General features: G+C 73.7%; 5 protein-coding genes and 2 pseudogenes. 5 read left to right on the top strand and 2 right to left on the bottom strand.

What is annotated here, in order from left to right; translation table 11 throughout:
• Window positions 1-492: 492 nt before the first annotated feature.
• A pseudogene (locus MXD62_RS13480) lies at window positions 493-1,038 on the top strand (Tn3 family transposase); the annotation flags it as partial.
• A gap of 38 nt (window positions 1,039-1,076) precedes the next feature.
• On the opposite strand, the gene MXD62_RS13485 reads toward MXD62_RS13480, so the two are convergent.
• Window positions 1,077-1,883: a methylenetetrahydrofolate reductase gene (locus MXD62_RS13485; protein WP_248829622.1), complete on the bottom strand. Its 807-nt coding sequence runs from the start codon at window positions 1,881-1,883 to the stop codon at window positions 1,077-1,079.
• Between the two features lie 346 nt (window positions 1,884-2,229).
• Between MXD62_RS13485 and MXD62_RS13490 the strand changes: the two are divergent.
• The 4 genes and pseudogenes from MXD62_RS13490 to MXD62_RS13505 all read left to right on the top strand — a co-directional run.
• Window positions 2,230-2,445 (top strand): annotated as a pseudogene (locus MXD62_RS13490) (hypothetical protein); the annotation flags it as partial.
• Between the two features lie 32 nt (window positions 2,446-2,477).
• The gene (locus MXD62_RS13495) at window positions 2,478-3,164 is read left to right on the top strand and encodes a TetR/AcrR family transcriptional regulator C-terminal domain-containing protein (protein WP_248829615.1); all 687 of its coding nucleotides are present in this window, start codon (window positions 2,478-2,480) and stop codon (window positions 3,162-3,164) included.
• 335 nt (window positions 3,165-3,499) lie between these two features.
• On the top strand, window positions 3,500-4,123 hold the full coding sequence (locus MXD62_RS13500; RefSeq protein WP_248829616.1) for a cyclodeaminase/cyclohydrolase family protein: 624 nt from the start codon (window positions 3,500-3,502) through the stop codon (window positions 4,121-4,123).
• Window positions 4,120-4,947: a bifunctional 5,10-methylenetetrahydrofolate dehydrogenase/5,10-methenyltetrahydrofolate cyclohydrolase gene (locus MXD62_RS13505; RefSeq protein WP_248829617.1), complete on the top strand. Its 828-nt coding sequence runs from the start codon at window positions 4,120-4,122 to the stop codon at window positions 4,945-4,947. The genes MXD62_RS13500 and MXD62_RS13505 overlap by 4 nt, the downstream gene beginning before the upstream one ends.
• Before the next feature lie 53 nt (window positions 4,948-5,000).
• On the opposite strand, the gene MXD62_RS13510 is transcribed toward MXD62_RS13505, so the two are convergent.
• Window positions 5,001-6,628, bottom strand: a 1,628-nt coding sequence (locus MXD62_RS13510; protein WP_248829618.1) for a GGDEF domain-containing protein, incomplete at its 5' end; no start/stop codon positions are given.

Raw genomic sequence — 6,628 nt, forward strand, 5'->3', positions numbered from 1 at the left:
AGCAGGTCATGGGGGCGGCCGATCCGATCGGGGAGGTGTCCGAACGCACCGGCCGGCTGGTGATCAAAACGTTGGCTGAAGCGGGTGGGGTGGCTGCGCTGTCCGGGACGCACGAGGCGGTCTCGGCGCATCACGGCAACAACTACGCCCCGCTGGTCGAGCGGTACTACCGCTCGCACCGGCCGGCGCTGTTCACCCTGCTCGACGCCGTCATGTTGGAGCCGACGAGCACCGACCGGACGGTCGCCGACGCGGTCACCTTCCTCAAGGCCCACCGCCACGCCCGAGGCGAGTTCATCCCCGACCATGTCGACGGGGTGGTGGTGGATCTGTCGTGCGCCGGGGAGATGTGGCAGAAGGTCCTGCGTGACCGGCGGTATCCCGGCCGGCTGTCCCGGCGGCACTTCGAGGTGTGCGTGTTCACCTACCTCGCCGGCGAGCTGCGATCGGGGGACATCGCGGTGGGCGGGTCGAACTCGTACGCCAACCTGCACAGCTGGCACGGACGGCTCGCAGATCGACACCTGGGAGAACAACCTGCTCGCCGAGACCTCGGTCCGCTACGGCGGGTACGGCGGGATCGCGTTCCGGCATATCTCCGACACCTACATCGCACTGTTCAGCCGGTTCATCCCTTGCGGGGTGTGGGAGGCGGTCTACATCATTGACGGCCTGCTGCACAACGAGTCCGAGGTGACACCGGATGTGGTGCATGCGGATACCCAGGGCCAGTCGTTGCCGGTGTTCGGTCTGGCGACCTTGCTGGGCATCGAGCTGCTGCCCCGGATCCGCAACTGGAAAGACCTGATCTTCTACCGGCCCGACCCGGCGGTCCGCTACGCCCACATCGACGCCCTGTTCGCCGAGCAGAGCATCGACTGGAAGCTGATCGAGCAGCACTGGCCTGACCTGGTGCGCACCGCCATCTCGATCCGGGAGGGCGCGCTGTCGTCGGTGACGCTGTTGCGCCGGCTCGGCCATGACTCCCGTAAAAACCGGCTGTACCGGGCGTTCCGCGAACTCGGCCGCGCTATCCGGCAGGGGGTACCAAGACCTGCGAGAAACGGCCCGGGGGGTTAGAGAAGGTCCTCAAGTCGGGTGGCGACCTGGCGGTAGCGGCTGACCGGAACGAGGTGCACACCGGCGAAGGCGCCGCTGTCGCGCAGCCGTAGCACCTGGTCGCAGGCCGCTTCGACCCCGGCCGCCTGGTCCCGTTCGACCGCTTGGACGAGGTCGTCGGGGATGTCGATGTCGGGGATGGTCGCGGCGAGGCGGCGGGCCATCCCAGCGCTCGCGAGGACCATCACGCCGGCGTAGACCGGCAGTTCGACCGGATGGGCGTCGCGCCAGCGCAGTAGAGCGTCTACCGAGTAGCTGACCTGTACGAACAGGAAGTCGGCCGCTCGTTTCCATGCGGGCAGTGGCCGCACACCGGCGGCGGCTCCGACCCGGAACGCTGGCATGTCGGCGAAGACCGGATCCTCGCTGGCCGCGCGGGCCTCGTCGATCATCGCGCGCACGGTCAGGTCGCTGGTCCGGTTCCCGGCGGTGGGTTTGTCGCCGTGGACGAAGAGGAACTCCTCGACGCCGTAGGCCGCTGCGGTGAGCAGGTCGCGGCGGAAGCCGAGCAGGTTACGGTCGCGGGAGTTCACGCAGGCGATGCTGCGTCCCCCCATCGTCTGCACCTCGTGGGCGACGGCGATGCTCGACACGGTCGCGCGTCCGATGTGGTTGTCGGGGATCAGGAACGCGTCGGTGACGGGGCTCAGGACGCCGATCTGGTGGCGGGCGTGGGTCAGGTCCGGCCGGGTCGGCGGCTCGATCTCGCAGATCAGCTCGAAGCCGCGCGCCGGACGTTCGTGACCCGCCGTGGATTCCTGCATCCGGACAGGATAGGACGCCACGATCCACCGACCACAGCCACACCGCACGGGTGCGCTGCGCCGCTGTAGCGCACCGTAGGGACAGTCTGGGCAGGAGACCCTGACTGCGAAATGTCCGGCTGCGCCGGCGGGCGGAGTCTTTCGTCAACGACCAGACAGGCGAGGCATCGGAACCCGAGCAGACCATGCCACGGCCAGTCCGGGCGAGGATCACCGAGCGGGACAGGGAAACCCCGCCTGAGCTGAAGGACCGGCTGCAGCGCCAACCAGAGCCGTCCGAAGACTGACAACCCCTTGGTCTGGCGCCCCGTTGCCTGTTTCTGGCGTATCTCGGCGGCCCCCCTAGTACGCGGTCGCCAACGCCGCGGCGTGGAGCCTCTCCCCCACCGAAGGCCGTCCGGTGCGCGCCGTTCCGGTCGTCGGACTGCTCGGCTGCCTGCTGCTGGCCTTCAGCCTGCCCGGGACGTCCGTGCTTGGCGGGTCCGCGGTGCTCGTTGCGGCGGCCGGGGATGACGCGACTATCAAGATCATCCTTGACGGGCGGATGCGTCAACACTGTTGACCACGCTGTGGGTTCTACTAAGATCAGGTGTCGTGACGGCACCGGACGAGGATGAGGACGCGCCCCGGTCGGGCGCATCGGCTCCCCCGCAGCGCACGCCTCGGGGCACCCTGTCGAGGGAGGTGCTGCTCGACGCGGCGATGGAGATCGTGCGCATCGGCGGGGCCGACGCGTTCAGCATGCGTGCCCTCGGTGCCCGCCTCGAGGTCGACCCGACCGCCGTCTACCGCCACTTCCGCACCAAGAACGAGCTGCTGGACGCCCTCGCCGACATCCTGATCGCCGGCGACGAGCCGCTGCCGTCGACCGGGGACGCGCGGGTCGACCTGCGGGCGAGCCTGCACCAGCTACGGCGGTCGCTGCTGCGCCACCCGACGATGGCGGGGGTGATCCTGCGCCGCCCGCCGGGCGGGCGGGCGTACTGGGAGCGGGCCAACCACGCGCTCGGCCTGCTGCGCGGGATGGGCCTGAGCCCCGAGCAGGCGACGTCCGCCTACCAGACGCTGCTGTTCTACAGCCTGGGCCATGTGTTGTCCGAGGCGCGCACGCTGGCCGCCGCGGTCGCGCGGGACCGGCGTCCCAGCGCGCCGACGGCGACGTTCAACCCGCCGGCGCACCAGCTGCCCGACCTGGCGGCGGCGGTGCCGTTCCTGCGGGCCGACACGGCCGCGCAGTTCGACGACGGCCTCGACCTGATCATGGGGTCGCTGCCAGGGTGAGCGTCGGTGGGCCGGTCGCCGTCGGCGGAGGCGGCAAACCTCACAATCCCGTCCGGGACGGGCGCGCGCCGGGCCTGCCCCGTCCAGGGCGCCGATCCACTTGCTACGGTGCACTCCGACCAGCCCCGCGCCCAGCCGTCCCCGCTCCGCCGCATCCGCGGCACGGATGCGGACGGTCCCGGGTCGGGTGGGGACGGGTGACGCCGCGGCGTGGCCATGGTCCCCGGCCACGCGGGAGCGTGACGGCACACAGGGGTTCCGGCGCGGCGAGCTGGCCGGCACAGGTCCGGACGGGCACGGATCCGGACAACGGATCGAGGCGGGAGTCGAAAGCGATGGCGGACGAGACGCTCGACGGGTTCCTCGAGGCGCTCGCCTCGGCGGCTCCCGCGCCCGGCGGTGGCGCCGCGGCGGCGGTGCAGGTGGCGCTGGGCGCGGCCCTGGTGAGCATGGTCACCAATCTGACCATCGGTAAGCCGCGGTACGCCGAGCACGAGCCGGTGATGCTCGCCGCCCGCGCCGAGGCGGACCGGCTGCGCGGCGAGGCGCTGGCGCTGGCCGACGCGGACGCGGTGGCGTTCACCGCCGTCACCGACGCCTACCGGCTACCCAAGGAGACCGCCGAGGAGAAGGTGGCACGCAGCGCCGCGATCCAGCGGGCGCTGGTCGGGGCGGCCGACGTGCCGCTGCGCACCGCGGCGGCGGCCGCCGAGGTGGTCGGGCTGTGCCAGCGCATCCTCGACGGCGCGAACGTCAACGTCCTGTCGGACGTGGCCGTCGCCGCCGCCAGCGCGCGGGCGGCTCTCGACTCGGCGGCGATCAACGTGCGGGTGAACCTGGCGTCGATGAGCGACGCCGCCACCCGCGACGCGACCGCCGCCGAGCTGGACAAGTACCTGTCGTCAGTGACCGGCGCGGACGTCGTCGTGCGCGCCGTGGGAGATCGGATCGGGTCATGAGATTGCTGGATGGGCGGTCGATGGCCGCCGACATAGGACGCTCGGTCGTCGACGACGTCGAACGGCTCGCCGCCACCGGGGTCACTCCGACCCTGGCGGTCGTGCTGCCGACGGCGGACGAGGCGGCCCGGTCGTACGTGCGGGTGATCGAGCGCGGCGCCGCCAAGGTCGGGGTGGCCTGCGCCGTCCACGAGCTGACCGGGGACCCGGACGAGCTGACCGCCACCGTGGACCGGCTCGCCGCCGACCCGGCGGTGCACGGGATGATCGTGCAGACGCCGCTACCGGACGGGCTGACCGCCGCCGACGTGGGTGCCCGCATCCCCGTGGGCAAGGACGTCGACGGCATGAACCCGCTGAGCCTGGGCCGGCTCGCCCTCGGCCTGCCCGCGTTCGCGCCGGCGACCGCGGCGGCCGTGCTGGAGATCCTCAACCGGGCCGCGGTGCCGTTGGCCGGCGCCCGGGCGTGTGTGATCGGCCGCAGCTCGGTGGTGGGCAAGCCGGCGGCGCTGCTGCTGCTCGCCGAGGACGCGACGGTGACGGTGTGCCATTCGCGGACGAAGGACCTGGCGACGGTGGCGCATGACGCCGACATCGTCGTGGCCGCGGTCGGCCGGCCGAAGATGGTCGGTGCCGGGCATGTCCGGCCCGGGGCGGTCGTCATCGACGTCGGCACGAACTGGACGGACGCCGGCCTGGTCGGTGACGTCGACGCCGACGCGGTGGCCCCGGTCGCGGGCGCGCTGACCCCGGTTCCCGGCGGGGTGGGGCCGGTGACGACGATGCTGCTGCTGCGCAACACGGTGCGCGCGGCCGGCGGCTGAGCACGTGGGCGGGTGAGCAGGTAGCCGCGGGGAGTTCGGAAGCTGTGGGGAGTTCAGCGGGCGGGGCGCGGTGGCGCGCCGCCCGCTGTGGCCGTTCCGGCGGTGCGCACGCGGTTGCGGCCTTCGCGTTTCGCCTGGTAGAGCGCCGCGTCGGCGCGTTCGAGCAGGTCGGTCAGGATGGCGAGGTCGTCGGTGGCCGGCGCCGCGGCGCGCGGGCCGGGGAACGCCGGTTCCGCGGCGGTGCCGGGCGCGCCGCGACGGGCCGCGTCGGTCCCGTCCGCCGGGCTGGCCGGGCTTGCCTGGTGGGCGAGCGGGTCGGGGCGGGCGGGGCTGGTGCAGGCAACGCCGACCGACACCGTGACGGTCACCTCGGCGCGACCGAGGCGGGTGCTGGCCCCCGCGACCTGGTGGCGGACGCGTTCGGCGATGGCCGCCGCCGCGTCGAGGTCGACCTCGGCGAGCAGCACGACGAACTCCTCCCCGCCGAACCGGCCGACGAGGTCCTGCGGCCGGGTGGCCAGGCGCAGCGCGTCGGCGACGGCGAGCAGCACCGCGTCGCCGTTGAGATGCCCGTACCGGTCGTTGACCTGTTTGAAGTGGTCGACGTCCACGAGCAGCACCGACAGTGGACGTCCCAGCCGGCGGGTCCGGGTGGTCTCGCGCTGGGCGACCTGCCGCCAGTAGGCCATGGTCGCCAGCCGGGTCTTGGGGTCGGTGCGGGCCGCGGTGAGCAGCTCGGCGTGGGCCAGCCCGCGGCGCAGCAGCAGGACGAGCGGGGCGGCGACGACGAGCAGCAGCGGGCTGGCCGCCCACAGGACGGCGAGGATCAGCGCGGCGCCGGTCTCCACCGCGACCGCGACCGCCTGCTCCCGGCCGCCGGACCAGTGACCGGGACGCAGCAGCCGGTCGACGAGCACGTAGACGCCGACCGCCGCGATCAGCGCGGCGAAGGTGTGCGACGAGCCGGCGAGCCGCTCCGCGGACCGCGGGTCCGTCGTGGGTGCGATCAGGTGGTGGACGGCGGCCGCGGCGGCGCCGGCGAGACCGAGCGCGGCGGTGTCGTGCAGCCGGATGCGCGCCGGCGGCGGGGAGCCGCCCCGGCCCGCCGGCCGGCCGAGCCGCCCCGCTCCCCCGGTCGCCAGCCAGAGCGGGACGTGCGCGAGCAGCGCGTACAGCGGGGGCAGCAGCAGCGCGACCGGCAGCGTCCAGGTCGAGGTCATGGGCGGGCCGCTGTCCTGGGGGGCGGCGGTGGCGCCTTCGGCACGCTGCCCGGCGCCGGCCGCGGCGGGGCTGGTGAGCAGCAACCCGGTGACGACGGCCAGCGCGGTGAAGGCGGCGAAGGTCGCGAGCTCGGCGGGCCGTGGCGGGGAGCGGTCGGCGGCGGCGTTCGCGACGAGGACGACGGCGGCGAACAGGAACAGTGCCTCGACCGCGAGGATGCCGATCAGCTCGGCGGGCGGCCGCGGCAGGCCCGCGGCGCCGCCGGGCCGCCGCCACCGCGGCGGGCGCAGGCTCCCACGCGGTGGCGGTGGCACGGGCAGGCGGGGCAGAAACCGCGGGCGGGCGCGCGGGCGCGGCTCGTTGCGGGAGCGGCGCCCGGCGCCGCCACGGCCGGGGGTGCGGCCGGGGGTGTCGTCAGGTCCGGGCAGGGCGGAGGCCGGGCAGGTGGCGTCCCGTAGAA

It is taken from the genome of Frankia sp. Mgl5 (assembly GCF_023242985.1).
Lineage (GTDB): Bacteria > Actinomycetota > Actinomycetes > Frankiales > Frankiaceae > Parafrankia > Parafrankia soli.